The organism is Streptomyces sp. NPDC048255, from assembly GCF_040652415.1.
Classification (GTDB): Bacteria; Actinomycetota; Actinomycetes; order Streptomycetales; family Streptomycetaceae; genus Streptomyces.
This window is the reverse complement of record NZ_JBEZMA010000034.1, coordinates 15,776-40,797: the sequence shown is the minus strand read 5'-3', so window position 1 is coordinate 40,797 and position 25,022 is coordinate 15,776. Positions and strand designations below refer to the sequence as shown.

The 25,022-nt window shown below is 75.1% G+C and carries 21 protein-coding genes; 7 read left to right on the top strand and 14 right to left on the bottom strand.

What is annotated here, in order from left to right; genetic code table 11:
• Positions 1-58 precede the first annotated feature (58 nt).
• The 3 genes from AB0D94_RS24510 to AB0D94_RS24500 form a co-directional block, all read right to left on the bottom strand.
• Complete coding sequence (locus AB0D94_RS24510) at positions 59-1,453, bottom strand: amino acid permease (RefSeq protein ID WP_362055517.1); 1,395 nt, start codon at positions 1,451-1,453, stop codon at positions 59-61.
• Positions 1,454-1,528: 75 nt separating this feature from the next.
• Positions 1,529-3,664 carry a phage holin family protein gene (locus tag AB0D94_RS24505; RefSeq protein ID WP_362055515.1) on the bottom strand — a complete coding sequence of 712 codons (2,136 nt, stop codon included), beginning with the start codon at positions 3,662-3,664 and terminating at the stop codon, positions 1,529-1,531.
• Between the two features lie 127 nt (positions 3,665-3,791).
• The gene (locus tag AB0D94_RS24500; RefSeq protein ID WP_362055513.1) at positions 3,792-4,196 is read right to left on the bottom strand and encodes a hypothetical protein; all 405 of its coding nucleotides are present in this window, start codon (positions 4,194-4,196) and stop codon (positions 3,792-3,794) included.
• A gap of 139 nt (positions 4,197-4,335) precedes the next feature.
• Here AB0D94_RS24500 and AB0D94_RS24495 point away from each other — a divergent pair, with 139 nt between their 5' ends.
• Together AB0D94_RS24495 and AB0D94_RS24490 are read left to right on the top strand one after the other, a co-directional pair.
• Entirely contained in the window at positions 4,336-5,112 is a 777-nt protein-coding gene (locus tag AB0D94_RS24495; protein ID WP_362055511.1) for an MBL fold metallo-hydrolase, read from the top strand.
• Between the two features lie 2 nt (positions 5,113-5,114).
• The gene (locus AB0D94_RS24490) at positions 5,115-5,738 is read left to right on the top strand and encodes a VTT domain-containing protein (RefSeq protein WP_362055587.1); all 624 of its coding nucleotides are present in this window, start codon (positions 5,115-5,117) and stop codon (positions 5,736-5,738) included.
• 18 nt (positions 5,739-5,756) lie between these two features.
• On the opposite strand, the gene AB0D94_RS24485 is transcribed toward AB0D94_RS24490, so the two are convergent.
• The 3 genes from AB0D94_RS24485 to AB0D94_RS24475 all read right to left on the bottom strand — a co-directional run bounded on the left by AB0D94_RS24485 (position 5,757) and on the right by AB0D94_RS24475 (position 9,062).
• Complete coding sequence (locus tag AB0D94_RS24485; protein ID WP_362055585.1) at positions 5,757-6,764, bottom strand: MBL fold metallo-hydrolase; 1,008 nt, start codon at positions 6,762-6,764, stop codon at positions 5,757-5,759.
• A gap of 384 nt (positions 6,765-7,148) precedes the next feature.
• Positions 7,149-8,366 carry an aminotransferase class I/II-fold pyridoxal phosphate-dependent enzyme gene (locus tag AB0D94_RS24480; RefSeq protein ID WP_362055583.1) on the bottom strand — a complete coding sequence of 406 codons (1,218 nt, stop codon included), beginning with the start codon at positions 8,364-8,366 and terminating at the stop codon, positions 7,149-7,151.
• A gap of 123 nt (positions 8,367-8,489) precedes the next feature.
• Positions 8,490-9,062, bottom strand: coding sequence for a TIGR03086 family metal-binding protein (locus tag AB0D94_RS24475; RefSeq protein WP_362055509.1), 573 nt, complete (start codon positions 9,060-9,062; stop codon positions 8,490-8,492).
• A gap of 191 nt (positions 9,063-9,253) precedes the next feature.
• On the opposite strand from AB0D94_RS24475, the gene AB0D94_RS24470 reads away from it, so the two are divergent.
• Positions 9,254-10,072, top strand: a complete 819-nt coding sequence (locus tag AB0D94_RS24470) for a methyltransferase domain-containing protein (protein ID WP_362055507.1) — start codon at positions 9,254-9,256, stop codon at positions 10,070-10,072.
• 184 nt (positions 10,073-10,256) lie between these two features.
• Here the strand turns inward: AB0D94_RS24470 and AB0D94_RS24465 are convergent, their stop codons facing one another.
• The 7 genes from AB0D94_RS24465 to AB0D94_RS24435 form a co-directional block, all read right to left on the bottom strand.
• On the bottom strand, positions 10,257-12,230 hold the full coding sequence (locus AB0D94_RS24465) for a DUF5107 domain-containing protein (RefSeq protein ID WP_362055505.1): 1,974 nt from the start codon (positions 12,228-12,230) through the stop codon (positions 10,257-10,259).
• A gap of 65 nt (positions 12,231-12,295) precedes the next feature.
• Positions 12,296-13,195 (bottom strand): arginase family protein, encoded by a 900-nt coding sequence (locus tag AB0D94_RS24460; protein ID WP_362055503.1) that lies wholly within the window; start codon positions 13,193-13,195, stop codon positions 12,296-12,298.
• Between the two features lie 4 nt (positions 13,196-13,199).
• Positions 13,200-13,775 (bottom strand): GNAT family N-acetyltransferase, encoded by a 576-nt coding sequence (locus tag AB0D94_RS24455; RefSeq protein ID WP_362055501.1) that lies wholly within the window; start codon positions 13,773-13,775, stop codon positions 13,200-13,202.
• Positions 13,776-13,829: 54 nt separating this feature from the next.
• On the bottom strand, positions 13,830-15,851 hold the full coding sequence (locus AB0D94_RS24450; protein WP_362055499.1) for a prolyl oligopeptidase family serine peptidase: 2,022 nt from the start codon (positions 15,849-15,851) through the stop codon (positions 13,830-13,832).
• 13 nt (positions 15,852-15,864) lie between these two features.
• Positions 15,865-17,277 carry a M20/M25/M40 family metallo-hydrolase gene (locus AB0D94_RS24445; RefSeq protein WP_362055497.1) on the bottom strand — a complete coding sequence of 471 codons (1,413 nt, stop codon included), beginning with the start codon at positions 17,275-17,277 and terminating at the stop codon, positions 15,865-15,867.
• Positions 17,270-18,103: a M55 family metallopeptidase gene (locus tag AB0D94_RS24440; protein WP_362055495.1), complete on the bottom strand. Its 834-nt coding sequence runs from the start codon at positions 18,101-18,103 to the stop codon at positions 17,270-17,272. Before AB0D94_RS24440 ends, AB0D94_RS24445 begins: the two co-directional genes overlap by 8 nt.
• Positions 18,104-18,354: 251 nt before the next feature.
• Positions 18,355-18,798: an SRPBCC family protein gene (locus AB0D94_RS24435; RefSeq protein WP_362055493.1), complete on the bottom strand. Its 444-nt coding sequence runs from the start codon at positions 18,796-18,798 to the stop codon at positions 18,355-18,357.
• Between the two features lie 186 nt (positions 18,799-18,984).
• On the opposite strand from AB0D94_RS24435, the gene AB0D94_RS24430 reads away from it, so the two are divergent.
• The 3 genes from AB0D94_RS24430 (at position 18,985) to AB0D94_RS24420 (ending at position 22,141) form a co-directional block, all read left to right on the top strand.
• A complete protein-coding gene (locus AB0D94_RS24430; protein WP_362055491.1) occupies positions 18,985-20,016 on the top strand; it encodes an Rv2578c family radical SAM protein in 1,032 nt (343 codons plus the stop codon).
• A gap of 112 nt (positions 20,017-20,128) precedes the next feature.
• Positions 20,129-21,700, top strand: coding sequence for an alpha/beta hydrolase (locus tag AB0D94_RS24425; protein ID WP_362055489.1), 1,572 nt, complete (start codon positions 20,129-20,131; stop codon positions 21,698-21,700).
• 24 nt (positions 21,701-21,724) lie between these two features.
• On the top strand, positions 21,725-22,141 hold the full coding sequence (locus tag AB0D94_RS24420; protein ID WP_362055487.1) for a RidA family protein: 417 nt from the start codon (positions 21,725-21,727) through the stop codon (positions 22,139-22,141).
• A 47-nt stretch (positions 22,142-22,188) separates the two neighbouring features.
• Here the strand turns inward: AB0D94_RS24420 and AB0D94_RS24415 are convergent, their stop codons facing one another.
• On the bottom strand, positions 22,189-22,755 hold the full coding sequence (locus AB0D94_RS24415) for an adenylosuccinate lyase (RefSeq protein WP_362055485.1): 567 nt from the start codon (positions 22,753-22,755) through the stop codon (positions 22,189-22,191).
• A gap of 342 nt (positions 22,756-23,097) precedes the next feature.
• Between AB0D94_RS24415 and AB0D94_RS24410 the strand changes: the two genes are divergently transcribed.
• The gene (locus tag AB0D94_RS24410; RefSeq protein ID WP_362055483.1) at positions 23,098-24,894 is read left to right on the top strand and encodes a 3-hydroxyacyl-CoA dehydrogenase NAD-binding domain-containing protein; all 1,797 of its coding nucleotides are present in this window, start codon (positions 23,098-23,100) and stop codon (positions 24,892-24,894) included.
• Positions 24,895-25,022 lie beyond the last annotated feature (128 nt).

The following is a 25,022-nucleotide window of genomic DNA, read 5'->3' as shown; positions in this document are numbered from 1 at the left end:
GTGAACGCACCCCGGACGGCCACACCCCGGTACGGGCCTCAGGCGCCGCTGCGGGGCCTCACGCGCCGGTGGGGGCTCCGGCGCGGCGCGCCCGGCGGGCCGACATGACGGCGTGGACCAGGACGCCCGCGAAGAGGAAGAGCACGCCCTGGTAGACGGCCGCGTAGCCGGAACCGGCGACCAGCCACATGGAGAAGCCGAAGGCCAGGCAGGCGAGGACCGCGTCGCGCACCAGCCGGGGGCGGTCGACGCGCGCCGACTGGCCCGTGGCCAGGAAGTAGACCTGGGCGGCGGTGGACAGCAGGTACGGGACGGTGGCCGTGAAGGTGGTGACCAGGACCAGCATCTCGAAGACGCCCTCCGAGCCGGCCGTGTAGTTGTAGACGGTCAGGGCCGAGGCGAGCAGGACCGTGACGAGGACGCCGAGGACCGGTACGCCGCGCTTCTTCGTCGCGAAGGCCTTCGGGAAGAGCCCGTCCTTGGCGGCTGCGTACGGGGTCTGCGCGCTGAGCAGGGTCCATCCGTTGAGGGCGCCCGTGATCGAGACCACCGCGGCGCAGGCGACCACCGTGCCGCCCCAGGTCCCGCCGAACATGGCGTTCACCGCGTCGGTGAAGGGCGCCTGGGAGGTGACGAGGGTGTCGTGGGCGACCAGGCCGAAGACGGCCAGGGTGCCGAGCAGGTAGACGGCGGCGGCGCCGGCCGTGCCCAGGATCGTGGCCCGGCCGACGTTGCGGGCCGGGTCGCGCACCTCGCCCGCGCTGACGGCGGCGGACTCGACGCCGAGGTAGCTGAAGAGCAGGATCGCCGCGGAGGCGGAGACGGCACCGACCGCGCTCTGGTCGGTGGCCCGGAAGGGGCCGAGGTTGTCCGCGTCGAAGAAGAACAGCCCGCCCACGGCCACCAGCAGCAGCGGGACGAACTTCAGCACGGTCGCGACCAGTTGGACCGCGCCGACGTAGCGGGTGCCGGCCAGGTTGGCGAGCGCAGGGAGCCACTGCACGGCCAGCGCGGCCAGGCACATCGACCACTTGTGCGCGCCGACGGCCGGGAACAGCACCGACAGGTAGCCGACCGACGCCACCGCGAGGGCCGCGTTCGACACCCAGCCGGTGATCCAGTAGCTCCAGGCGGCGAGGAAACCGGCGAAGTCCCCGAAGGCGGCGCGGGCGTAGACGTACGGGCCGCCGGTCTGCGGATGCCGCTGCGCGAGCCGGCCGAAGACCAGCGCGAGGGCGACCGCACCGACGGTGAGCAGGGCGAAGGCGAGGAGGCTGATGGTGCCGAAGGGCGCCACCGAGGCGGGGAGGAGGAAGATTCCGCCGCCGATGATGTTGCCCATGACCAGGCAGGTGGCGACGGGAAGGCCGAAGCGGCGCGCGTGCGGATCGCCCTGCGGGCCGGGCCCCGCGGTCCCTATGGTCTCGGCGGGCGGGGCTACGGTGCTGGTCATCGGTGGTGCGCCTCGAAATGTCTCATATGGTGGGCAGGTCGACACATGGTCGGCCACCGCAAAGGCGGCACCAAATCAGCGGATTTCATCCCGTGCGGGCACCCCTGTGGGCGGAAAGGTTGCGCCGCTGCCGCCCTCAGGCCGCGGATCCTCCACCGGCCCCCCGGCGGGCCGCGCGGCGGCCCCGGGTCCGACCGGGACCTGCGGGCCGTCCGCCTCCCGCAGCCAGCGCCGCAGCACCGCGTGCACCGACTCCGCGCCCACCAGCTCCGCGCCCGGGTCGGAGAGGTCCGTCGGCCACATCAGGAACGGGTGCCCCTGCTCACCGCCCAGACCGCCGTGCGAGCCGATCTGCTCCTCGAAGGCGTGCACCGCGCCCGTACGGGGGTCGTACGCCGAGTTGACCATGATGTCGGCCACGTGCGGGAAGGAGTCGGTCCGCCGGACGGCCCCGGCCGCGCCCGGGCCGAAGGACGCCAGGAACTCCTCCGCCTCACCCGGGACGTCCAGCCGCGCCGTCGCCCCGCCCGGGCCCAGCACCACCCCGTCCACCAGCAGGAAGCCCACGCCCGGATGGTTCGCCAGGGTCGCCAGCAGGGCGGGGTGCGTCCGCTCGATCCACTCCCGCGAGGCCCGGCCGGGGACCGCCGGGAAGGAGATCAGCCCGAGGTTCCCCGAGGCCAGTACCAGCGGGGCGGAGCCGCGCTCCGGACGGGCCTCCTCGCCCTCCTCCTCCACCGGCCGGTGCAGGGCCGCGAGGACGGCCGCGCGGGCCTCGGCGCCGCTGCGGGTACGGCCGGCCCGGCGGGAGACCGGCAGCCCGCAGCCCGCCCGGACCAGGTCCTTCAGGGTGAGCCCGTACCGGCTCAGGAAGGTCTCCCCCGGGCTCTGCCCGTGGTCCGAGAGCAGCACGATCCGGTACTGGCGCGGCGCGTGCTCGGCGACCCGGGCGATCAGGGCGAGGCTGCGGTCGAGGCGGGCCAGGACCTGGTCGGTGTCCCGGCCGCTCGGGCCGCTGTGGTGCGCGACCTCGTCGTAGGCGACCAGGTCCGCATAGACCGCGGCACGGCCCGCGAGCATGTCCCCGATCACGGCCGCCACCACCACGTCGCGTTCCACGACCGTGGCGAAGGCCCGGATCAGCGGGTACAGGCCGCCGCGCGACACCCTCGGCTGCTCCCCGCGGATCCGCGCCCGCACCGACTGGCCGATCTCCCGCGCCACCTCGGCGACGAAGGACAGGGCCGTACGGACGGCGTTGGCCGGGTCGGAGAAGTAGGCGAAGTAGCCCGCGCGGGACCGGTTCGCCCGGCCCCGCCTGGCCGAGACCGACAGCACCAGCGCCAGCTGGTCGGCGCCTCCGCTGAACAGGTTGCCGCGGCTGGCCCCGTCCAGGGTGAGCAGGCCGCCGTCCCCGGTGCGCCCGACCGCCCGCCGCTGGAGCTCGGCGGCGCTGGTGGGCCGGTTGCAGACCACCACCTCACCGGTGTCCTTCTCGTACCAGCGGAAGGCCGGCACGTCGAAGTTGGAGCCGTGCAGGATCCCGAGCTGGCTGGCCCCGGTCTGGCTGGACCAGTCCGTACGCCACGACGTGATGCGGTGGCTGTCGTCCAGCCAGGCCCGCACGGTCGGCATCAGCGCGCTGCCCGAGGCCCGGCGCAGCGCCTCGTACCCGACCCCGTCGAGCTGGAGGAATACCAGGCCCGGCGCGGCCCCGGCAGGGCCCCGCCCGCCCGCGCGGCCCTGCCTGCGGCGGCGCCGGTCGGCGAGCCGGTAGAGCCGCCGCCGGTAGGCCTCGTCGTCGCGCACGGCGAGCGCGGTCGAGGTCGCCGAGGCCACGGCGGACATCACCGCGGCCACCACGACCGCGGTCTCCGGTGCCACCTCGCCCCGGCCGGCCGGGATCAGGCTGAGCGCCAGCAGCAGCAGCGAACCGTTCAGGAAGAAGACGAGCAGCCCGAGCACCAGGGCGGGCACCAGCAGCAGGGCCCGTACGAGCACCGGCCAGACCAGTGCGCTCAGAAGGCCGAAGGCCCCCGCGCCCCAGGCGGCGGTCAGCCCGATCTGCGTGACGCTGTCGCCGTCCCCGGACTGGAGCCGGAAATCGGGCAGGATCCCGGCCAGCGCGAGCATGGTGAGTGTGGACACCGCCCACACGAGGATCACCCGCACCAGGGCGCTGCCCGCGGTCCGCCACCGTCCTCGCAACACGCCGTACCCGCCTCACCGCTTCGGCCCGCGCACGCCCGCGGGCCCCCGTCCCGCCTCCCAGGCTCGCACAGCGCCGCTCACCCGGCCGGGCGACACGGGTGCCGCTCCGCCACGGGCCGGGTGGCGGTCAGGTGCCGTCGTAGCCGGCGGTCGGCATGGAGAGCCTGCGGTGCACCTCGGCCTTCATCGCGGAGGTGTAGGACGGCTCGTCGAGTCCGGCGGTCTCCAGCCGTACGCCGCGCCGTTCGCATTCGGCGGTGAACTCCTCGACGGAGCGCAGCGCGCGGGCCAGCACCCGGTGGTTGGCGGCGACGAACATGTCCACCTGCCCGTCGTCGATGCCGGACCAGAGCCCGCAGTGGTCGGAGCGCAGCCCGTAGAAGAGCAGTTGTTTCGTCACGACGTAGCCCTGGTCTGTGGCCCAGCGGGCGCACATCGCCTGTTGGCTCCGGGTGTCCACGGCGAAGGGGTCGGCGTCCAGGTCTTCGAGCGGGGCCAGGCTGGCGATCGCGGCCACGCGCAGCTCTTCCATGCCGCCCGACCCTACTCCGAACCGCCGCCCGGGAGGAGGGGGCGGTCACTTCCGGTTCCCGGCGGATCACCGGGGCAGCCTTTAGGCTCGTGGGCGAGGCGCGGGTGCGGGCGCGGGGTGCGGGAGGGAGGGAGGCCGGGTGCCGGTGGAGATCACCTGGTGGGGGCATGCCACGTGCACGGTCGAGGATTCCGGGGTCCGGGTGCTGACGGACCCGCTGTTCGCGCGGCGGCTGGCTCATCTGCGGCGCAGGCGCGGGGCGGTGCCCCCGCCCGAGGCGGCGGTGGCGGACGCGGTGCTGGTGTCGCACCTGCACGCCGACCATCTGCATCTGCCGTCGCTGGCGCGGCTCGCGCCCGGCACCCGACTGATCGTGCCGCGCGGCGCGCGCCGGGCGGTGCCGGGGCTGGCACGGGTCGCCGGGATGCGCGGGCTGGCGGTGACCGAGCTGGCGCCGGGCGACGAGGCCGCCGTACGGGACGGCGTACGGGTACGGGCGGTCAGCGCGCGGCACGACGGGCGGCGGCTGCCGTTCGGGCCGCAGCTCGCCCCCGCGCTCGGGTACGTGGTCCAGGGCGCGGCGCGGACCTACTTCGCCGGCGACACCGGGCTGTTCGAGGCGATGGCGGACGAGGTCGGGCCGGTGGACGTGGCGCTGCTGCCGGTGGGCGGCTGGGGACCGTACCTGGGTCCGGGCCACCTGGACCCGTCCCGGGCGGCCGAGGCGCTGGCCGAACTGGCGCCGGCGGCCGCGGTCCCGGTGCACTACGGGACGTACTGGCCGATCGGGCTGGACGCGGTGCGGCCGCACGAGTTCCACGCGCCGGGCGAGGAGTTCGCGCGCCGGGCGCGGCGGCTGGCGCCGAAGGTGACCGTACGGGTGCCCGGGCACGGCGAGCGGGTGCGGCTGCCGTGATCCTGCGCGACGTCGCGGCGGCGGCCGGCCAGGTGCCGCCCGAGACCACCCAGCAGGCGGTGGGCTATCCGGCGCTGTTCGTGCTGGTGGCGCTCGGCGCGCTGGTGCCGGTGATCCCGACGGGGGCGCTGGTCAGTTCGGCGGCGGTGGTGGCCTTCCACCACCAGTCGCTGCCCTTCGGGTTGTTGCTGGTCTTCGGGGTGTCGGCGCTGGCGGCGTTCACCGGGGACGTGGCCCTGTACTGGCTGGGCCGGCGCGGGGTGCGCTCGCGCAACGGCTCGCGCTGGCTGGAGGCGCTGCGCGGGCGGGCCACGCCCGAGCGGCTGGAGCAGGCGCAGACGAAGCTGGACCAGCACGGGGTGCTGGTCCTGGTGGTCTCCCGGCTGCTCCCGGCGGGGCGCATCCCGGTGATGCTGGCCTGCCTGCTGGCAGAGCTCCCGCTGCGCCGTTTCGCCCGCGGCGACGCCCCGGCGTGCCTGGCCTGGGCGGCGACGTACGGCCTGATCGGCATCCTGGGCGGCTCGCTCTTCTCGGAGCCCTGGAAGGGCGTGGCCCTGGCGGTGGGCCTGACCCTGTTGATCAGCGCGGGCCCGTCGCTCTGGCGGCGCCTGCGGCCGGGGCGTTGAGCACCGCACCGCCCGCACCTACCGCGGCTCGGCCCCGGGGGTCTGCGGGGGCAGTATCCGGGAAGCGCCGATCGGGAGGTCCCAGAGGTCTTCGCGGGGCAGGCCGGCGCGGGCCCAGGCGGCCCGGGTGCGGTGGAGGGGCTCCATGACGGGTTCCGCGGAGAGGACGAAGGCGCCCCAGTGCATGGGGGCCATCCGCCGGGCGCCGAGGTCGAGGCAGGCCCGTACGGCCTCCTCCGGGTCGGCGTGGACCTCGCTGAGCCACCAGCGCGGGGCGTAGGCCCCGACCGGCAGGAGCGCGAGGTCGATGCCGGGGTGGCGGCGGCCGATCTCGGCGAACCAGTGGCCGTAGCCGCTGTCGCCGGCGAAGTAGACCGTGCTCGGTACCGGGCTCCGGGCGTCGGTGAGGATCCAGCCGCCCCACAGGGTCCGGCAGGTGTCGATCAGGGACCGCCTCGACCAGTGGTGGGCGGGGACGAACTCGAAGCGTACGCCGCCCAGTTCGGCGTACTCCCACCAGTCGAGCTCGGTGACCCGGGTGAACCCGCGGCGCCGGCACCAGCGGGCCACGCCCGCCGGGACGAACAGGGCGGTGTGCCGCGGCAGTCGCTTGAGGGTGGGCGCGTCGAGGTGGTCGTAGTGGTTGTGGCTGATCACCACCGCGTCCACGGGCGGCAGGTCCTCCCAGCGGACCCCGACGGGCGTCATCCGGGTCGGGGTGCCGAGGATCCGCCGGGACCAGACGGGGTCGGTCAGCACGGTCAGCCCGCCGGTGCGGATCAGCCAGCTGGCGTGTCCGGCCCAGGTGACGCAGACCGTGCCGGGCGGCGCGGCGGGCAGCGGGGCGGGCTCGTACGGCAGGTCCGGGATGCCCCGCAGCCCCGCGGGGTCGGGCCGGAAGGCGCCTTCACGGGCGAGCCGGGCGAAGCCCCGCAGCCCCGGCAACGGGGTGGTCAGCCGGTCGGCGAAGGAACGCGGCCAGCGGCGGACCTCCCCGAGCGCCCGCGGCCCGGCGCCCGCCCCCACGCCGCCGGAGCCGGAGCCGGAGCCGGAGCCGGGGCGGGGGCCGGGGTGGGGTCCGGGGTGGGGCTGAGGCGTAGCGGCAGGAGCCGGGGCGGCAGCGGTGCCCGGAGCGGGAGCGGCGTGAACGGGAGCGGCAGCGGGAGCCGGAGCGGCGGCAGCCGGAGCCGGAGCGGCGGCGGCCGGAGCCGAAGCGGTGGCGGCAGGGGCCGAAGCGGCAGGGGACGGAGCGGGAGCGGCGTGAACGGGAGCGGGAGCCGAAGCGGCGGCAGCAGCGGCGGCAGCAGGGGACGGAGCCGGAGCGGCAGCGGCCGGGGCGGGTCCGGGATCGGCGGCGGCGGGGGCGTCTGGCTGGTCCCTCATCGGGTGTCTCCGTTCACCGGGTCGGGATCAGGCCAGCCCGGCCAGGACTGATCCGAGGAGGTCCAGGGAGCGTCGTACGTACGGGAGGGCGAGCGGGTCGGCGGCGGTGAGCGCGGCCAGTCGTTCCTCGGGGGTGGCCCCCAGCAGCGGACCGGTCGACAACCGCACGCGCAGCGCCCCCAGTTCGTCCGCGAACCGCTGTCCGCCGGGCGTGGCCGCGCCGAGCCGGCCGCCGAGCCAGTCCTCCAGTTCCATCGCGTCGCCCACCCCGTGCCGGGCCAGCCCGGCGCGCAGCGGGGTGAGGTCGGCGTACAGGTGCCGCCCGGCCTGCGGGGGCCGCGCCAGGGCTCCGACGGCGAGCAGTTCCCGGTGCGCGGCCGCGGCCACCGCTCCGTGCAGGGCGGCCGCCGCCCGGACCCGTCCGGCGACGGCGTCGGGTTCGTCCAGGGCGTGCGCGGCGGCCCCGGCGACGGGGCCCGCGACCAGCGCGCCGGTGGCGGTGAGCACGTCGAGGGTCCGGGCGCGCAGCCAGGTCCCGCGCGGGGTGGCGGGGAAGCGGACCACGGCGGCGGGCCAGCCCGCGGGCAGCAGCGCTCCGGACAGGTCGACCAGGACGGCCGCCTGGTCGGGGAGCATCTCTGCGGGGCTCAGGACGAGCGTGTCGTGCGGCCGGTGGACGGTGTCGCGCCAGCTCTCGTCGCTGACGACGAACAGCCCGGCGGAGGCGGCGGCCTCGCAGGCCTCCAGCAGCATCTCGGGCGGCGGCACGGTCGCGGTCGGGTCGTCGGCCACCGACAGCAGCAGCACGCGCGGGTCGCCGCCCTCGGCGCGCACCCGCCGTACGGTCTCCAGCAGGGCGTACGGGTCCGGTACACCGCCGCATTCGGCCGGGGTGGGCACGTGGTAGGCCCGCCGTCCCAGCAGCCGGACCTGCGGGGTCCACCAGGCGGGACAGGGCCGGGGCAGCATCACGTCGCCCCCGTACGCGCCGAGCAGGGCGAGCAGCAGCCCGGGGGCGCCGGGTCCGGCGGCCACGTTCTCCGGGGCGGTCGCGAGCCCGCGCCGCCCCCAGTACCGGCACGCGGCCTCGCGGACGGCCTCGCCGCCGCCGGGGGGTTCGGGGGCGGAGCGGCCGGCGGCTGCGGCGAGGACGGAGAGGAGTTCGGGGAGCACGGGCAGGCCGGGCTGGGGCGCGGGCGGACCGTACCGGACCGGACCGCGGCCCTCCGCCGCCGTGCGCTGTATCCCCGCCACCGGTTCCCGCCTTCCGCGCTCGCGCCCGCTCCGCTCCGCCAGTCCGCCGGCCCTGCCCTGCCCGCCTGCCCTTTATACGATTATTTGCTGCGATACGCCCGTCGTCGGAGCCGGTCAGCCCTTCCGCCCGAGCAGCGCGAGCAGCCGGGTCTGCGCGTTCGCGCCCGGCGGGACCTCCAGCGGCTCCGCGTACATTCCGCTGCCCGCGAGCGCGTCGGCGTACGGCATGACCTCCTTGATGGAGAACTCCACGAGGCCGTCCGGCAGCCGGTCGTCGGCGCCGATGCCCCGCGAGAGGTCCCAGGTGTGCACCACGCAGTCGGCGGTCAGCTCCGAGCAGTACGCCGATCCGAGCGCGGGCCCGTAGGAGAGCCTGACGGTCCGGTCGAGCACCCCGGGCGCGGCGAAGGCCGCGTGCGCGGCGGCCGCGGCCCGCTCCCAGCTGGCGACCGGGTCCTCGCCCAGCACGTCGCCGGGGAAGGCGTCGCCGAGCTCCTCCACGGTGCGGCCCTCGGTGACCAGCGGCGGGATCCACAGCTGCTCCCCGGTCACGTGGTTGACCAGGTCCCGCACGGTCCACTGCGCACACGGGGTCGGCGCGTCCCACTGGTCGTCCCCGACGGCGCGCACGCGCTCGCCGAAGAGCCGCAGCGCCTCGGCGTGCTGAGCGAGCAGCGTGTCCGGCATGGCTCCACCGTCCTCTGCCACGGGTGTGCGACCCCCTGCGCCCACTCTCCTCGCACCGGCCGGACCTTGCCACCGCCCCACCCGGTCCCCTTGACACACAAGGAGCGTGTCCACATGTCAAAACGGCCATCTCAGATGACGAACTGATCCACTACGGTGGGGACAACGCTTCGACGAGGAGGGGCCAGGCCATGAACGCCACCAAGGAGACCGCCGTCTACACGCACGGCCACCACGAGTCGGTACTGCGCTCGCACCGCTGGCGCACGGCCGCGAACTCGGCCGCGTACCTGGTCCCCGAGCTGCGTCCGGGGCTCTCGGTCCTGGACGTGGGCTGCGGCCCCGGCACCATCACCGCCGACCTGGCGGAACTGGTCGCCCCGGGCGGCAAGGTCACCGCCGTGGACGCCTCCGCGGACATCGTCGAACAGGCCCGCGCGTACGCGGCGGAGCGCGGCCTGACCGGTGTGGAGTTCGCCACCGCGGACGTGCACGCGCTGGACTTCCCGGACGACTCCTTCGACGTGGTCCACGCCCATCAGGTGCTCCAGCACGTCGGCGACCCGGTGCGGGCCCTGCGCGAGATGCGGCGGGTGTGCCGCCCGGGCGGGATCGTGGCCGCGCGGGACGCCGACTACGCGGCGATGACCTGGTACCCGGCGACGCCGGGGCTGGAGGAGTGGCTGGGTCTGTACCGCCGGGTGGCCCGCGCCAACGGCGGCGAGCCGGACGCGGGCCGCAGGCTGGCGGCCTGGGCGCGGGAGGCCGGGTTCACCGACGTCCGGTGCTCGGCGACGGCCTGGTGCTACGCCACCGCGGAGGAGACCGCCTGGTGGTCGGCGCTGTGGGCGGACCGGACGACGGCCTCCGCCTACGCGGACATCGCCACCGGGGGCGGTCACGCGACGGCCGCTGACCTGACTGCCGCCGCCGAGGCGTGGCGCGCCTGGGGCGCCCACCCCGACGCCTGGTTCTCGGTCCTGAACGGCGAGATCCTGTGCCGGGCCTGACGCCAGGTCTCTAGTGCTGTGACCGGAAAGGTCCACCGGGTCGCGCCGCCCGGCACGGCACCTCGCCGCGTTGTCGGACCCCGCCGGTACGTCCAGTACGAGCCGCGGCCCTCCGCCTTGCGATGCACCGCACCGGACGACGCGACCCGGCAAACCTTTCCGGCCACAGCACTAGGAACACGACCTACGGCGTGCCGGGCGGGCGCATGCGGAAGTCGTAGCGGGCGGGCAGCGGGCGGTCCGTCAGGGCGGACCAGACCTCGGAGAGGGTCTCCTCCCCCTCCCTGAGGTCCGGGATCTCGAACCCGTCCTCGAAGACCCGCCGGGCCGCGGCCACATGGCCCTCCGCCGCCAGGAGCCGCGCCGCGAGCAGCCGGAAGCGGCCGTGTTCGCGCAGGGCCGGCCGCAGCCGGTCCCAGACCCGGCGGGCCTCCGCCAGCCGCCCGGCGGCCAGCAGGGCCGTCATCGCCTCCCGGCCCAGCGCTGCCTCCGCCGCCGTCCACGGCTCGCCGCCCCGGCTCTCCGCGGCCAGGTCCTCGAAGGCCGCCGCGAATCCGTCGGCCGCCCGCGCCGGGGCGCCGGCCAGGGCGTCGGCCACCGCCAGGCAGCGCAGCAGCGGCCACCGCGAGGGGGCGAGCGCCAGCCCGCGCTCCCAGCTCCGTACCGCCTGGGCCACGTCACCGGCGTGCCACTGGGCCACGCCCAGGTGGTACTCGGTGAGCGGGTCCGCCGGGGCCGTCTCCAGCATGTCCCGCCAGTGCGCGGCGACCAGGCTGGGCCCCGGCGGCGCCACCCGCTTCGGCTCCGGGAAGGCGCCCGTGCGCCACAGCTCCAGCCAGGGGGCCTGCTCCTCGCCGAGCGTGGACTCGGCGAAGGGCGTGCCGGGCAGCTCGTGGCCCCCGCACAGCACCTCCAGCGCTCCCCAGCCCGAGCCCTCCGCCAGCCGCTCGCCCGGCTCGGTGTCGGCGCGGCCGCGCCACGCCTCGTAGGCGGCGTCCACCCGCTCCCGGGGCAGTACGGCGTCCAGCGCGTCCCCGGCCGCGGCGCGGGCCGCCCGCCAGTCGGGGCCGTGCACGGCCGCGGGGTCCGCCGAGAGCGGCCCGTACGCCTCCAGCCAGCTGAACTCCGCCCCGCCCTCCAGCCGTACGTGCTCCAGCTGGGTCCGGGCCAGGCCCGCCTGGATCTCGGCGTAGCCGCCGGTGCCCGGCTCGGTCAGCCACTCCTGCCAGCGCCGGCCGCCCGCGCCGGCGCCCCACACGAACAGCTTGCGCCCGCGCAGCACGCCGGTGGAGGTCTGCGCGAGCCCCTGGCCGGCCGCGTCCAGCGAGGCGATCCAGGGCCGGGCCCCGTCCGCGAGCTCGTAGAAGAAGTCGGCCGGGTACTGGCTGCGCAGCGGGTACGTCCGGTCCGCGCCCTCCCAGGCGGGTACCGGGATCCGCCGCAGCGAGCGCTCGTAGCCGAAGTGCCAGGCCTCGTCGGCGGGGGCCAGGACCCGGGTGCCCGGGTCCTCCGGGACGGCGATGTTGGACCACCAGTACACGGGCGCGGGCCGCTCGTGCGGATTGCGCACGCGCACGCCGACGTACAGGAACTCCGAGTCCTCGGGCAGCCACAGGTCGACCTGGAACGGCAGGTCGCGCAACCGCTCCCACTCCCACATCCGCAGCATCACGCCTCCGTCCGGCGCCGGGACGAGCGCGGCGTGCAACGGGGCGCAGGACAAGGTGGTGTGGCCGGTGGCGCCGATGTTCCACTCGATGCCGCCGGAGAACCAGGCACCGTTCAGGGCGAAGTCGGCGGGCTGGAACACCGGGTTGCGGTAGAGGAGTTCGCGTCCGGTGGGCAGGTGCACGAGCGAGTGGACGCGCCCGCCCAGACCGGGCAGGACGGTGACCCGCAGGTGCGCGTTCTCGATGACGACCGCGTCGAACTCCCGCTCCGTGCGCTCGCGCCGGTATCCGTCCCGGATCCGTACGGGCAGCAGCGAGCGCAGCGGGGCGTACCCGATCTGCCGCGCCATGTCGCGCGGCAGGCCCCGGCGCGAGCGCTCGTCCAGGACGTGCACCCCGTCGGGCGCGCGCAGGGCGGGCAGCGGGTTCTCGGGGCCGGTCGGGGCGGCGGGGAGCGTCAGTACGGCACGTCGGACGGTGGTGGCCATGAGGGAAATGGAACACGCGATGGCGGCCGGTGCACAGGGGTTGCGCGGATCACCACCGGTCAGGATTACGCAAAGGCGCCCGCGACGAGGTCGGCGAGCAGCGCGCCCGCACGCCCGTCCGGGTCCAGGTCCGGGTCGTAGATGGTGACGTTGAGCCCGACGCACCGCGGCGAGCGCACCAACACCCCGAGCAGTTCGGCGAGTTCGTCCGGAACCAGGCCTCCGGGGTCGGGACTGTCCACGGCGGGCATCACGGCCGGATCCAGTACGTCGGCGTCCAGGTGCACCCAGAACCCGGCGGTGACCGGCGGGTGCAGTCCGTCCAGCGCCGCCCGCGCCACCGGCCCGGCGCCGCGCTCGCGGATCTCCCCGACCGTGGCCGCCGCGATGCCCGCCGCGCGCAGCTCCACCAGGTCGGCGTCCCCGTCCCGCAGCCCGAAGAGGCGCACGTCCTCGTCCCGCAGGTACGGCGAGAGCCCCTCCAGGTCGGTGAGGTCGCGCTGGCCGCGCCCGGTGGACAGAGCGAGCTCCTCTCCCCCGGCGGCGCCGACCGGCCCGTTCACGGCCTCGTTCCCGGGATGGCGGAAGTCGGCGGAGCCGTCGATCGCGGCCAGTCCGTACCGCCCGAGCCTGCGCATGGCGAGGGCGGCGCCCAGCTGGATCGAGCAGTCACCGCCGAGGACGACGGGGAACTCCCCGTCCCGCAGGTGCTCTTCGATGCGGTCGGCGAGGGTGACGGTGTACGCGGCGAGGGCCTCGGCGTGGAACACCCCGTCGCCCTCCTTCCAGTCGCCCCGGTCGTAGCGCGGCGGGACCACCACCCCGCCCTCGCGCGCACCGAGCCGGCCGAGCAGGCCCTGTTCGCGCAGGGCGCCGGCCAGCTTGTAGACCCCGGGGACGGTGCCGGGTGCGGGCGGTCGCAGGCCGAGGTTGGACGGGGCGTCGAGGAGCACGAGGGATCGCATGACCTCATCCTGTTCCACGCGGACCCGGCGGGCACGGCATTTCGGCCGTCAGCGCCCAGCGTTCGTGGTCGCGCCAGGCCCCGTCGACGTGCAGGAAGGCGGGGGAGAACCCTTCGAGCCGGAAGCCCGCGCCGCGCACCAGGGCGATCGAAGCGGCGTTCGCGGGCTGGATGTTGGCCTCCAGGCGGTGCAGTCCGAGGCCCTCCCCCACCGGGGCGAAGGCGTGCGCGAGGACCAGGCCGAGGGCTTCGCGGAGGAGTCCGCGGCCGGCGGCGTGCGCGAAGGCGCCGTAGCCGAGGGCCCCGCACTCGAAGGCACCGCGCACGATGTTGTTGACGTTGACGAATCCGGCGACGGCCCCGGTCCCGAGCTCGCAGACGAGGAATCCGGCCCGGTCCTCGCCCGCTGCCAGCCGGCGCGCGTAGGGCTCGTACTCCTCGACGGTCGCGGGCGGGAACAGCCACGGCCGGTGGAGCTCGCGGCTCTCCCGCACGCGGGCGGTGAACTCGGGCCCGTCGGCGACCCGGAAGGGCCGCAGGCCCACCCGGGCGCCCTCGCGCAGGTAGGGGAAGAAGGTCACGGCCCCAGGCTACGTGTAGGGCACCGCTACCGCCGTGACCACATCCCCCGGGCGTCAGCCGTGCAGGGCCAGACGGGGGATGTCCGCGCGTTCGATCCCGAAGACCTGGGCGTACAGCGACAGTTCCGCCTCCAGCGCCCGGACCATGGTGTCGGCCCGCCGGAAGCCGTGGCCCTCGCCCGCGAAGGCCACGTACGCGTGCGGTACGGACCGCCCCCGCATCGCCGCCAGCAGCCGCTCCGCCTGGGCCGGCGGGCAGACCGGGTCCTCCAGCCCCTGGAGCAGGACGAACGGCGCGGTGATCCGGTCGGCCCGGGCCACCGGCGAGCGCTCGCGGCAGCGGACGGCGAGGGTCTGCGGCGGCCCGGCGAGGCCGTCGATGTAGCGGGACTCCAGGTCGTGGGTCTCCTCGGCGAAGCCCAGCAGGTCCAGGACCGGGTAGATGATCGCCGCGCAGGCGTAGAGGTCGGTGGCGGCCAGGGAGGCGGCCGCCGTCCAGCCGCCCGCGCTGCCGCCGCGGATGGCGAGCCGGTCCGGGTCGGCGGTGCCCTCCGCGGCCAGCGCGCGGGCCACCGCCGCGCAGTCCTCTACGTCCACCACGCCCCACTGCTCGCGCAGCCGCTCTCGGTAGGCGCGGCCGTAGCCGGTGGAACCGCCGTAGTTCACCTCGACCACCCCGATGCCGCGCGAGGTGAAGTAGGCGATGTGCAGGTCGAGTACGGGCGGCACGTGGTCGGTGGGGCCGCCGTGCGCCCACACCACGTACGGGGGCAGCTCGTCGGCGGGGGCCCGGCAGGTGGGGTGGTGGGGCGGGTAGACGTGCGCGTGGATCTGCCGGTCGTCGGGGCCGAGGAAGGTGCGGCTCTGCGGTTCCGGGTAGTAGGCCGGGTCCAGCCGGCCCGCGCCTTCGGCCGCGCCGGCCGGGTCCGCCCCGGACCGGGCCCCGCCGCCGATCACCCGGGCGTGCCCGCTGGCGGTGTCCAGCTCCACCACCTCGTACGCGCTGCGCGGGCTGGCGGCGACCCCGTAGACCCGGGTGCCGCTCACCGCGAGCGTCGGCTGCCACTCCGTCCACGGACCGGCCGCGTCCACCAGGTCGCCGCTGTCCGGGTCGAGGACGCCCAGCACCGAGGACCCCTGGCCGTGCAGGACGGCGAGCAGGCCGTCGGGCAGCGGGGCGAGCCAGCGCAGCCCCGGCTTCCACAGCGCGCCGCCGAACTCCTCCTCGCGGGGGCACAGGTTGACCGCCCCGCCCGTCTCAGGGTCCACCCGGTACGGGTTCCACCAGCCGCTGCGGTCGCTCACCGCGAGGAGGGTCCCGCCGGGGGTCCACTCCACCTGGGCGACGGCCTCCTCGGGGCCGCCGAGCACGGTGCGCACCCCGGTCAGCTCCCCGTCCGCGGTGATCTCGGCCAGCAGCAGTTCGGTGCCGTCCCAGGGCATCCGGGGGTGGTCCCACACCAGCCAGGCGGCACGCCGCCCGTCCGGGGAGAGCCGGGGCCCGGTGCTGAACCGGTGCCGCCCGTCGGTCAGTTCCCGTACGGCGCCCCGGTCCCCGGCCGCCGACCCGTCCAGCGGTACGGCGGCCAGTACCCGGCGCACGTCGGTCGGGGCCGGGCCGGAGAACTCCTCCAGCACGCACCAGACTTCACCGCCGCGCAGCACCGGATCGGCCCAGCGCAGTCCGCCGCCGACCTCGGAGACGGGCGTCAGGGGCCGCGGCGGGGCGCCGTCGGGCGCGTCCGGCTCGTACGCGTAGAGCCGCTGGTCGGCGAAGTGCACGAACACCAGCAGGGGCCCGCCCGCGGCCCGTTCGGCCCCGGCCCAGGGCAGGCCGCCGTACTCGGTGAGCCTGCTGCGCACGTTCCACGGCGCGGGCAGCGCCGTCGCCCCGGGTCCGCCCGCGGCGGGGCGGCGGACGAGGGCGCGGCGGCCGCCCTCCCGGGGCCGTGGCTCGGTCCACCAGACCTCGGGGCCGATCGCGCCGACGTACTCGGGCCGCCCGTCGAGCGCGGCGGCGAGGCCCGCGTCGATGGGTGAGGGCCAGCTTCCGTAGGGCAGGGTCGGCGCCACCATCACAGGGTTCCCCTCACAGAGTCCGCAGCGCGTGGTCGAGGACCCGGACCCCGAAGTGGAGGGCTTCGACGGGGACCCGCTCGTCCACCCCGTGGAAGAGGGACCAGTAGTCGAAGCCCGGCGGGAGCTTCAGGGGGGAGAACCCGTAACCGCTGATGCCGAGGCGGGAGAACTGCTTGGCATCGGTGCCGCCCGCCATGCAGAACGGCACCACGCGCCCGTCGGGGTCGAAGCGTTCGACGGACTCCCGCAGGATCCCGTACGTGCGCCCGTCCACCGGGGCTTCGAGCGCCGTTTCCCGGTGGTGGAACTCCCAGCGCACGTCGGGTCCGGTGAGTTCGTCGAGGGTGGCGATGAACTCGGCCTCGCCGCCGGGCAGCATCCGCCCGTCGACGTAGCCGGCGGCCTCCCCGGGGATGACGTTGAGCTTGTAACCGGCGCTGAGCATGGTCGGGTTGGCGCTGTTGCGTACGGTCGCCTCCACCAGGGCGGCGGCCGGGCCGAGCCCGGCGAGGACCGCGTCGAGGTCGAAGCCGGGGCTGCGCGGGTCCACCGACAGGCCCTGGATCGCTGCGAGTTCGGTGATGCAGGCGGTGACGGTGTCGGTGAGGCGGACGGGCCACCGGTACTCGCCGATGCGGGCGACGGCGGCCGCGAGCCGGCTCACGGCGTTGGCGCGGTTGGGCTTGGAGCCGTGGCCCGCGGTGCCGTTCGCCGTCAACTTCAGCCAGGCGGTGCCGCGTTCACCGGCGGCGATCGGGTAGAGGGCGGGCCCCGTACCGGTGTGCACGGTGAAGGCCCCGGACTCGCTGATGCCCTCCGTGCAGCCCTCGAAGAGGCCGGGGTGGTGGTCGGCGAGGAAGCCGGAGCCGTCGACGGCGCTGTCCTCCTCGTCGGCCGTGTAGGCGATCACGATGTCCCGGCGCGGCTTCACCCCGGCCCGGGCCCAGGCCCGTACGACGGCCAGGACCATCGCGTCCATGTTCTTCATGTCGACGGCGCCGCGGCCCCAGACCACGCCGTCGCGCACCTCGCCGGAGAAGGGGTCGACGCTCCAGTCGGCGGCCTCGGCCGGGACGACGTCGAGGTGGCCGTGGACCAGGAGGGCCTCGGCCCCGCGGTCGGTGCCCTCGACCCGGGCCACCACATTGGTCCGGCCCGGGGTGCGCTCCAGCAGGACCGGCTCCAGGCCGGCGGCGGCGAGCCGCTCGGCGACGTACTCGGCTGCGGGGCGCTCCCGGCAGTCGCCGCCGCCCCGGTTGGTGGTGTCGATACGGATGAGGCCCGAGGTGAACTCGACGGCTTCGGCGAGCGCGGTCTCGTCCACGGCGACGGCCTGCGGGGGCTCGGGGGCGGGGGCGGGGACCGTGGCGGGGGCCGAGGACGGGCCGACGGCCTCGGCGGTGACGGCGGGCATGTCAGCCATACTGCTCCTCCACGGCGGCCGAGACGACGGTCGTGACCGCCTTGAAGGTCCGGATCCCCTCGTACATCGTCCCGCTGCTGTACGCGACCCTGCGCTCCGCGCACCGCTCGGCGCCCGGGACCACGGTGGCGGCCATCGCCAGGTGCTCGGCGTCGAACTCCAGCTCCACGGTGTAGGGGCCGCCGAGCACGGGATCGCGGCGTACCGCGAGCGCCGTTGCCTCCTTGGCGGCGGCCCGGATGTCGGCGGCGGTACGGGCCGGGGTGCGGCAGACGGCGGCGTACCGCGAGACGTGGTCCTTGACCGCGACGGTCACCGCGTCCGGCGCGTAGCCGGCGGCGTCCACGCAGGTCAGGTCGTCGCCGGTGACCAGGACGACCGGGACCCCGTACTCGGCGACGACGTGCGCGTTGAGCAGTCCCTCGCTGGCGCGGACCCCGTTGACCCAGACCCCGGTGATGGAGTTGGCGAGGTAGGTGTGGGCGAGGACCCCTTCGGTGCCGGCTCCGGTGTGGTAGCCGACGAAGGCGACGCCGTCCACGTCGCCGTGCTGGACGCCCTCGACCATGGAGAGGGACTTGTGGCGGCCGGTGAGCATCTCGACGCGTGCGTCGAGCCGCTCCAGCAGCAGGTTGCGCATGGTCCAGTGGGCCTCGTTGACGAGGACCTGGTCGGCGCCGCCGTCGTAGAAGCCGAGGACGGCGGCGTTGACGTCGGAGGTGAACATCGGCCGGCAGCGCTCCCACTGCGGCGTCCCGGGCAGCACGTCGGCGGGCCAGGTGACGCCCGTGGCGCCTTCCATGTCGGCGGAGATGAGGATCTTCATCGGGCCCCCGGGCGGTCGGTTGCTCGCGTTCGGTGCACGTGGCCGGCGCACGCGTTTCGGTGCGCGCGGTCCGCCTCGGGCGACGCGGACGGCACGCGCAGAAGGCCCACCCTAGCCGCCGGGGCCGCTGTCGGCCCGGGGGCCACGCCCGGCCTCCGGCGGCGGGGGCGCCGCCGGGAAATCCACCCGAACCGGTGAGCCCCCGCTGCTCGCGCGGGCCCCACCCGTCAGCGGCCGGGCACCGCCCGTCCTCAGCCCTCGACTTCGCCCGCCAGGTTGGCCAGCAGGGTGTCGTAGATCCGGCCGAGGCCCTTGGGCGCGAAGGTGCGCTCGAAGAAGCCGCCGATGCCGCCGGCGCCGTTCCACACGGTGGTGACGACGGCCTTGGACTTGCCCTCGCCGGCCGGGGTGACGACCCAGGTGGTGACCATGGTGGAGTTGCGGTCCTTCTCCACCAGCTGTCCGTCGGTGGGCTCGGTGACCTCGAGCAGGCAGTCGCGCACGCGCTTGCTGGTGGCCTGGAGCTTCCAGTGGACGAGGGTGCCCTCGCCGTCGCCGCCCTCGCGCACCTCGTACTCGCTGAAGTGCTCGGGCAGGAGCTTCCCCCGGGTCCCGGTGTAGTCCGCCAGCGCGTCGAACACGGTCTCCGCGTCGGCCGCGATGATCCGCTCCGTGGTGGCCTCGACCTGCGCCATAGCTGTTCCTCCAGCAGTTGTGATCGCTCGTCACGGCGAAGCCAACCACCTCCGGGCCGGGCGCCCAAATCCGGGTCGGAGGTGACGGCGGACGGCCGTCGGCGGCGTGTCCGGCGATTTCCCCGGGCCGCACGATCATGGGAACGTTTGTTCTATTCTCGGCGACAGCTACCGAGGGAGGCGCTCATGCGCTGGGACAACCTGACCGAACGGCCCACGGGCCCGACCGCGCTCTTCGGGGCCGACGCCGTCGTCACGCGGACCTTCGACACCCCGGAGTTCCGCGGGATCACCTTCCACGAGGTGCGGGCGCGCTCGGTCCTCAACCGGGTGCCGGGGGCCTCGCGCATGCCGTTCGAATGGACCGTCAACCCCTACCGCGGCTGCAGCCACGCCTGCGTGTACTGCTTCGCGCGCAACACGCACAGCTACCTCGACCTGGACACCGGCATCGGCTTCGACTCGCAGATCGTCGTCAAGACCAACGCCCCCGAGGTGCTGCGCCGCGAGCTCGGCGCGCGCCGCTGGACCGGCGCGCACGTCGCCATGGGCACCAACGTCGACTGCTACCAGCGCGCCGAGGGCCGCTACCGGCTGATGCCCGGGATCATCGAGGCGCTGCGGGACCGCGCCAACCCCTTCTCGATCCTCACCAAGGGCACCCTGATCCTGCGCGACCTCCCCCTCCTCCGGCAGGCAGCGGAGGTCACTGAGGTCGGGATCTCCGTCTCCGTCGGCTTCACCGACCACGAGCTGTGGCGGACCGTCGAACCCGGTACGCCCTCCCCCGCCGCCCGGCTGGCCGCCGTACGGACCCTGACCGACGCAGGCCTGGAGTGCGGGGTGCTGATGGCGCCGGTCATCCCCTTCCTCGGGGACGCGCCGGAGCAGCTGCGGGACACGGTCCGCGCCGTCGCCGAGTCCGGTGCCACCTCGGTGACACCCCTGGTACTCCATCTGCGGCCGGGGGCGCGCGAGTGGTTCATGGCCTGGCTGGGTGAGCACCGCCCGCACCTCGTCGGACGGTACGAGCGGATGTACGCGGGCGGCTCGTACGCGCCCACCTGGTACCAGCGGCAGATCACCCGCCAAGTGCACGAGCTGGCGGCCGCATTCGGCATCGGCCCGAGCGGGCGCGGAGCGGCCCGCCGCGTCCTCACCCCCGAGCGGCCCGCGGAGCCCGTGCCGGCTCCGCCCACCCAGCTCACCCTGCTGTGACCCACGGCAGCCCCTGAAAACTCATCACATCGGGCCATTGAAGGTCCCAATACCGCTTTCCGGACGCGGTTTCCGGGACGATTCCGCCCAGAACCCTCGGCTGGGAGGCCTCATGCTGCACCCCTTGAAGAAGCGCGCCGCTGTCCTGCTCTCGATCTCCACCGTCGCCGCCGCACTCGCGAGCCCGGTCACGGCCGCGCCGGCCGCACCGGCCGCCCCCGCGCCCTCGAAGGCGTCCCTGCGCTGGACCGACTGCGCGACCCCCCGCTACCCGACGCTGCAGTGCGCCTCCCTCAAGGTCCCCCTCGACCACGCCCTGCCCGCAGGACGGCAGATCTCCCTCGCCCTCACCCGGGTCCCGCACACCGCCGCCACCTCCCAGGGCCCGCTGCTGGTCAACCCCGGCGGCCCGGGCGGCAGCGGCCGCACCCTCGCCGGGTTCATCGCCTCCGCCCTGCCCAAGGACGTGGCCGCCCAGTACGACGTGATCGGCTTCGACCCGCGGGGCGTGGGCAAGAGCGAGCCGGCCCTGGCCTGCGGGGCCGGCCACTTCACCCCCGTACGCCCGGACTCGGTACCGCGCGACGCGGCGACCGAGCGGGCCAACCTGGAGCGGGTGCGCTCCTTCGCCGAGTCCTGCCGGAACGCGCACGCGGACGTGCTCCCGCACATCGGAACGGTCTCCGCCGCCCGCGACATCGAGAGGGTGCGCACCGCGCTGGGCGCCGAGAAGATCAGCTACTTCGGCTACTCGTACGGGACCTACCTGGGCGCGGTGTACGCCAAGCTCCACCCCGACCGGGTGCGCCGGCTCGTCCTGGACTCGGTGGTCGACCCGGGCGGGGTCTGGTACCAGGACAACCTCGCGCAGGACCAGGCCTTCGACGCCCGCCACAAGGCCTTCCTGGCCTGGGTGGCCCAGTACGACGGCACGTACCGGCTCGGCACGGATCCGGCGCGGGTCGAGGCGCTCTGGTACGCGATGCGGGACGCGCTGCGCGCAACCCCCGCCGGCGGCAAGGTGGGCCCCTCCGAGCTGGAGGACACCTTCATGCCGGGCGGCTACTTCAACGGCTACTGGCCGAACCTCGCCGAGGCCTTTTCGGCGTACGCGCTGAAGGGGGACCCGAAGCCGCTGGTGGCCGCGTACGAGCGGTTCGGCGCTGTGGAGCCCGCGGCGGGCAACAGCTACAGCGTGTACACGGCGGTGCAGTGCCGGGACTCGGCCTGGCCGAGGGACTGGAACCAGTGGCGGACGGACATGTGGCGCACGCACGCCAAGGCCCCGTTCATGACCTGGAACAACGCCTGGTACAACGCGCCGTGCGCGTTCTGGCCGACCGAGCCGCTGCGGGCCCCCGACGTGACCAACGCCGCCCTGCCGCCCGCCCTGCTGCTCCAGGCGACGGAGGACGCGGCGACGCCGTTCGCGGGCGCGCTCAGCATGCGGGAGAAGCTGAAGGGCGCGGCGCTGGTCGTCGAGGAGGGCGGCGGCAACCACGGCATCGCGCTGAGCGGCAACAAGTGCCTGGACGAGAAGGTCGCGGCGTACCTGAGGACCGGGCAGGCCGCGGACGCCACCTGCCCCGCGCAGGCGGCCCCGAAGCCGACGGCGGCCACCCGCGCGGCGACGCCCTCGGCGGGCGGCGCGGCCCTGCACGGCCTGCTGGGCTTCCGCGGCTGATCTTCACCGGGCACGATCGTGCCCATGACCACCACTCCTGAGCACAGCCACCTCACCCGCGTCCACGCCCCGGAGGGCGTCAGTCCCGGTACCGGATACAGCCATGTCGTCTGGGGCACCGGGCGGTTCGTCGCCGTCTCCGGTCAGTGCGCGTTCGACGAGAAGGGCGAGGTGGTCGGCGAGGGCGACGCCGCCGCCCAGGCCCGACAGGTGTTCGAGAACCTGCGCCGGTGCCTGGCGGCGGCGGGGGCCGGATTCGACGACGTCGTGAAGCTGACGTACTTCGTCACGGACGTGGCCCACCTCCCGGCGATTCGGGCCGCCCGCAACGCGGTCATCCCCGCGGACCGCCTGCCGGCCTCCTCGGCGGTCCAGGTCTCGGCCCTGTTCCGCCCCGAGCTCCTGCTGGAGGTGGAGGCCTTCGCCGTCGTCCCGGCCTGATCGGCAGGACAGCCCCTGGCCGGGAGGGAGAGCGCGCAGCGCGTTCGTCAGCCGGGAGGGAGACCGCGCAGCGCGTTCGTCGCCGCCACCGCCAGGCGGGGGTGGGACTGGGCGCGGGTCAGGACCTCGCGGGCGCGCGGGTCGGCGAGGGCGCCCAGGCCCTCGACGCAGGCGAGCGCGACCCGCCAGTACGGATCGTGCGGGGACAGCAGCCGGGACAGGGTGGCGATCAGGGCCGGGGCCGACTCGGGCGCCCGCAGGGCGGTGAGCAGCCGGACCGGCTGGAGGGCGTAGGCCGTGCGCAGGCCGTTGGTGGCGAGGGCGGCCGCCGCGCGGGCGGTGCGCGGGTCGCCCAGGACGGCGAGGGCCTCGGCGGCGGCCGCGCAGCGCGGCGGGTCCCGGTGGTTGAGCAGCAGCACCAGGGACTCGAAGGCGCGGCGGTCCCCCGCCAGCCCCAGCCGGTACGCGGCCAGTTCGCGGGCCCACAGGGGCAGTCCGGCCGAGGTCAGGGAGGCGGCCAGGGCGTCGGGGCCGGCCGCGAGCAGCGACTCGTACTCCGGGTACTCCGGCGAACCGGTGGCTTCCGCCCGCAGGCGCTCCAGCACGTCGTTCACGCGCGCCACCCTAGCGCTGCCGCGGGCCCGGCGTAACGGCTGATGATCGATGATCGATGATCGGTACATTTGGGCGGTACAGGTCACATCTCCGCACTCTGGCGCGCCAGTTACCGACGGGTTACTGTCGCTTCAACACGTACGAGGGCGGCCTGGTGACGCAGCCGCCTCGTGCCGGTCGGTTCGTATTCGCCGGCGTGGTCCCGGGACAGGACCGCTCCGTTCCGCCCCTCCGGGCCTTCGCCCCAGGGGATTCCCCCGCACGGTTCTCCGTACGGCATCAGCGCGCGCTGTGCGCCGCGCGCCCCCTCAGTCGTCACCCTCTTCCACTGGAGTCCCTCGATGGACCGTCCGTCCAGTCACCCCACCCTCCAGACCATCGCCGTCGTCGGCCTCGGCACCATGGGCACCGGCATCGCCGAGGTCCTCGCCCGGGCCGGTCACGAGGTGATCGGCATCGACGTCAGCGAGACCGCCGCCCGCCGGGCCGCGGCCTCCCTCGCCGCCGCCACCGCGCGTTCCGTCACCAGGGAGCGCCTCAGCGAGCAGGAGCGGGCGGACGTGCTCGCCCGCTTCCGCACCTTCGGCGACCTGGCCGCCGCCGCGGAGGCCGATCTCGTGATCGAGGTCGTCCCCGAGTCGTACGAGCTCAAGCAGCAGGTGTTCCGCGAGCTCGACGCGATCGTCCGGCCCGACACGATCCTGGCGACCGGCACCAACGCGCTCTCGGTGACCCGGCTCGCCGCCGAGTCCCAGCGCCCCGAGCGCGTGCTGGGCCTGCACTTCTTCAACCCGGCCCCGGCGATGAAGCTGGTCGAGGTGGTCTCCTCGGTCCTCACCGCCCCGCCGGCCGTCGAGGCGGTCACCGAGCTGGCCCGCGCGCTCGGCAAGGAGCCGGTCGCGGTCGGCGACCGTCCCGGCTTCGTCGCCGACGGACTCCTCTTCGGCTACCTCAACCAGGCCGCCGCGATGTACGAGTCCAAGTACGCCTCCCGCGAGGACATCGACGCGGCGATGCGGCTGGGCTGCGGTCTGCCCATGGGCCCGCTCGCGCTGCTCGACCTGATCGGCGTGGACACCGCCCGTACCGTCCTGGAGGCCATGTACACCTCCTCCGGCGACCGGCTGCACGCTCCGGCCCCGATCCTGGGCCACCTCGCCGAGGCCGGCCTGACCGGGCAGAAGGCGGGGCGCGGCTTCTACACCTACGAGGCCCCGGGCAGCTCCGCGGTGGTCCGTGACGCACAGACCCCGCCGGACGGGGGCCTGACCGGCGGGGGCCGTCCCGTCAGCACGGTCGGCGTGGCCGGCTCGGGCACCATGGCGAGCGGGATCGCGCAGGTCTTCGCGCAGTCCGGGTTCGCGGTGGTGCTGGCCGCCCGCAGCGCGGAGAAGGCCGAGGCGGCGAAGGCCGCGATCGGGAAGTCCCTCGGCCGTGCGGTGGCCAAGGGGCGGCTCACCGAGGAGGCGGCCGCGCAGACCCTGGGCCGGATCACCCCGGCCGGTTCGCTGGACGCCTTCGCCGAGGTGGACCTGGCCGTGGAGGCGGTCGCCGAGGACCTGGCGGTCAAGCAGGAGCTCTTCGCGGCCCTGGACAAGGTCTGCAAGCCCGGCGCGGTGCTGGCCACGACCACCTCCTCGCTGCCGGTGATCGCGGTCGCCCGGGTGACGTCGCGTCCGCAGGACGTGATCGGCATGCACTTCTTCAACCCCGCCCCGGCGATGAAGCTGGTCGAGGTGGTCCGCACGGTGCTGACGGCCGACGACGTGCACGCCACGGTCCGCGACATCTGCGTCAAGGTGCGCAAGCACCCGGTGGACTGCGGGGACCGGGCCGGGTTCATCGTGAACGCGCTGCTGTTCCCGTACCTGAACAACGCCGTGAAGATGGTCGAGCAGCACTACGCCAGCCTCGACGACATCGACGCGGCGATGAAGCTGGGCGGCGGCTACCCGATGGGGCCCTTCGAGCTCCTCGACGTCGTCGGCCTCGATGTCTCGCTGGCCATCGAGAAGGTGCTCCACAAGGAGTTCCGCGACCCGGGCCTGGCTCCCTCCCCGCTGCTGGAGCACCTGGTGGCGGCGGGCTGCCTGGGCCGGAAGACCGGCCGCGGATTCCGTGAGTACGCCCGCCGGTAAGGGGACACCCGCTGACCGGCAGGCCCATGAGCCGGATGCGTGGGGAGGGCTGCTCGGGTCCGCCGGACCCTCACGGCGGACTGACCCTCCCGAGCCCAGTGCGGGCTCTCCCCCGCATCCACCCCTCC

Excerpts from the sequence above, each read along its gene's own strand:
- AB0D94_RS24465 (WP_362055505.1), bottom strand. The coding sequence starts at position 12,230 with ATGGCCACCACCGTCCGACGTGCCGTACTGACGCTCCCCGCCGCCCCG.
- AB0D94_RS24435 (WP_362055493.1), bottom strand. The coding sequence starts at position 18,798 with ATGGCGCAGGTCGAGGCCACCACGGAGCGGATCATCGCGGCCGACGCG.
- AB0D94_RS24410 (WP_362055483.1), top strand. The coding sequence starts at position 23,098 with ATGGACCGTCCGTCCAGTCACCCCACCCTCCAGACCATCGCCGTCGTC.
- AB0D94_RS24500 (WP_362055513.1), bottom strand. The coding sequence starts at position 4,196 with ATGGAAGAGCTGCGCGTGGCCGCGATCGCCAGCCTGGCCCCGCTCGAA.
- AB0D94_RS24445 (WP_362055497.1), bottom strand. The coding sequence starts at position 17,277 with ATGGCTGACATGCCCGCCGTCACCGCCGAGGCCGTCGGCCCGTCCTCG.
- AB0D94_RS24475 (WP_362055509.1), bottom strand. The coding sequence starts at position 9,062 with ATGCCGGACACGCTGCTCGCTCAGCACGCCGAGGCGCTGCGGCTCTTC.
- AB0D94_RS24460 (WP_362055503.1), bottom strand. The coding sequence starts at position 13,195 with ATGCGATCCCTCGTGCTCCTCGACGCCCCGTCCAACCTCGGCCTGCGA.
- AB0D94_RS24430 (WP_362055491.1), top strand. The coding sequence starts at position 18,985 with ATGCGCTGGGACAACCTGACCGAACGGCCCACGGGCCCGACCGCGCTC.
- AB0D94_RS24420 (WP_362055487.1), top strand. The coding sequence starts at position 21,725 with ATGACCACCACTCCTGAGCACAGCCACCTCACCCGCGTCCACGCCCCG.
- AB0D94_RS24510 (WP_362055517.1), bottom strand. The coding sequence starts at position 1,453 with ATGACCAGCACCGTAGCCCCGCCCGCCGAGACCATAGGGACCGCGGGG.
- AB0D94_RS24450 (WP_362055499.1), bottom strand. The coding sequence starts at position 15,851 with ATGGTGGCGCCGACCCTGCCCTACGGAAGCTGGCCCTCACCCATCGAC.
- AB0D94_RS24470 (WP_362055507.1), top strand. The coding sequence starts at position 9,254 with ATGAACGCCACCAAGGAGACCGCCGTCTACACGCACGGCCACCACGAG.
- AB0D94_RS24425 (WP_362055489.1), top strand. The coding sequence starts at position 20,129 with ATGCTGCACCCCTTGAAGAAGCGCGCCGCTGTCCTGCTCTCGATCTCC.
- AB0D94_RS24440 (WP_362055495.1), bottom strand. The coding sequence starts at position 18,103 with ATGAAGATCCTCATCTCCGCCGACATGGAAGGCGCCACGGGCGTCACC.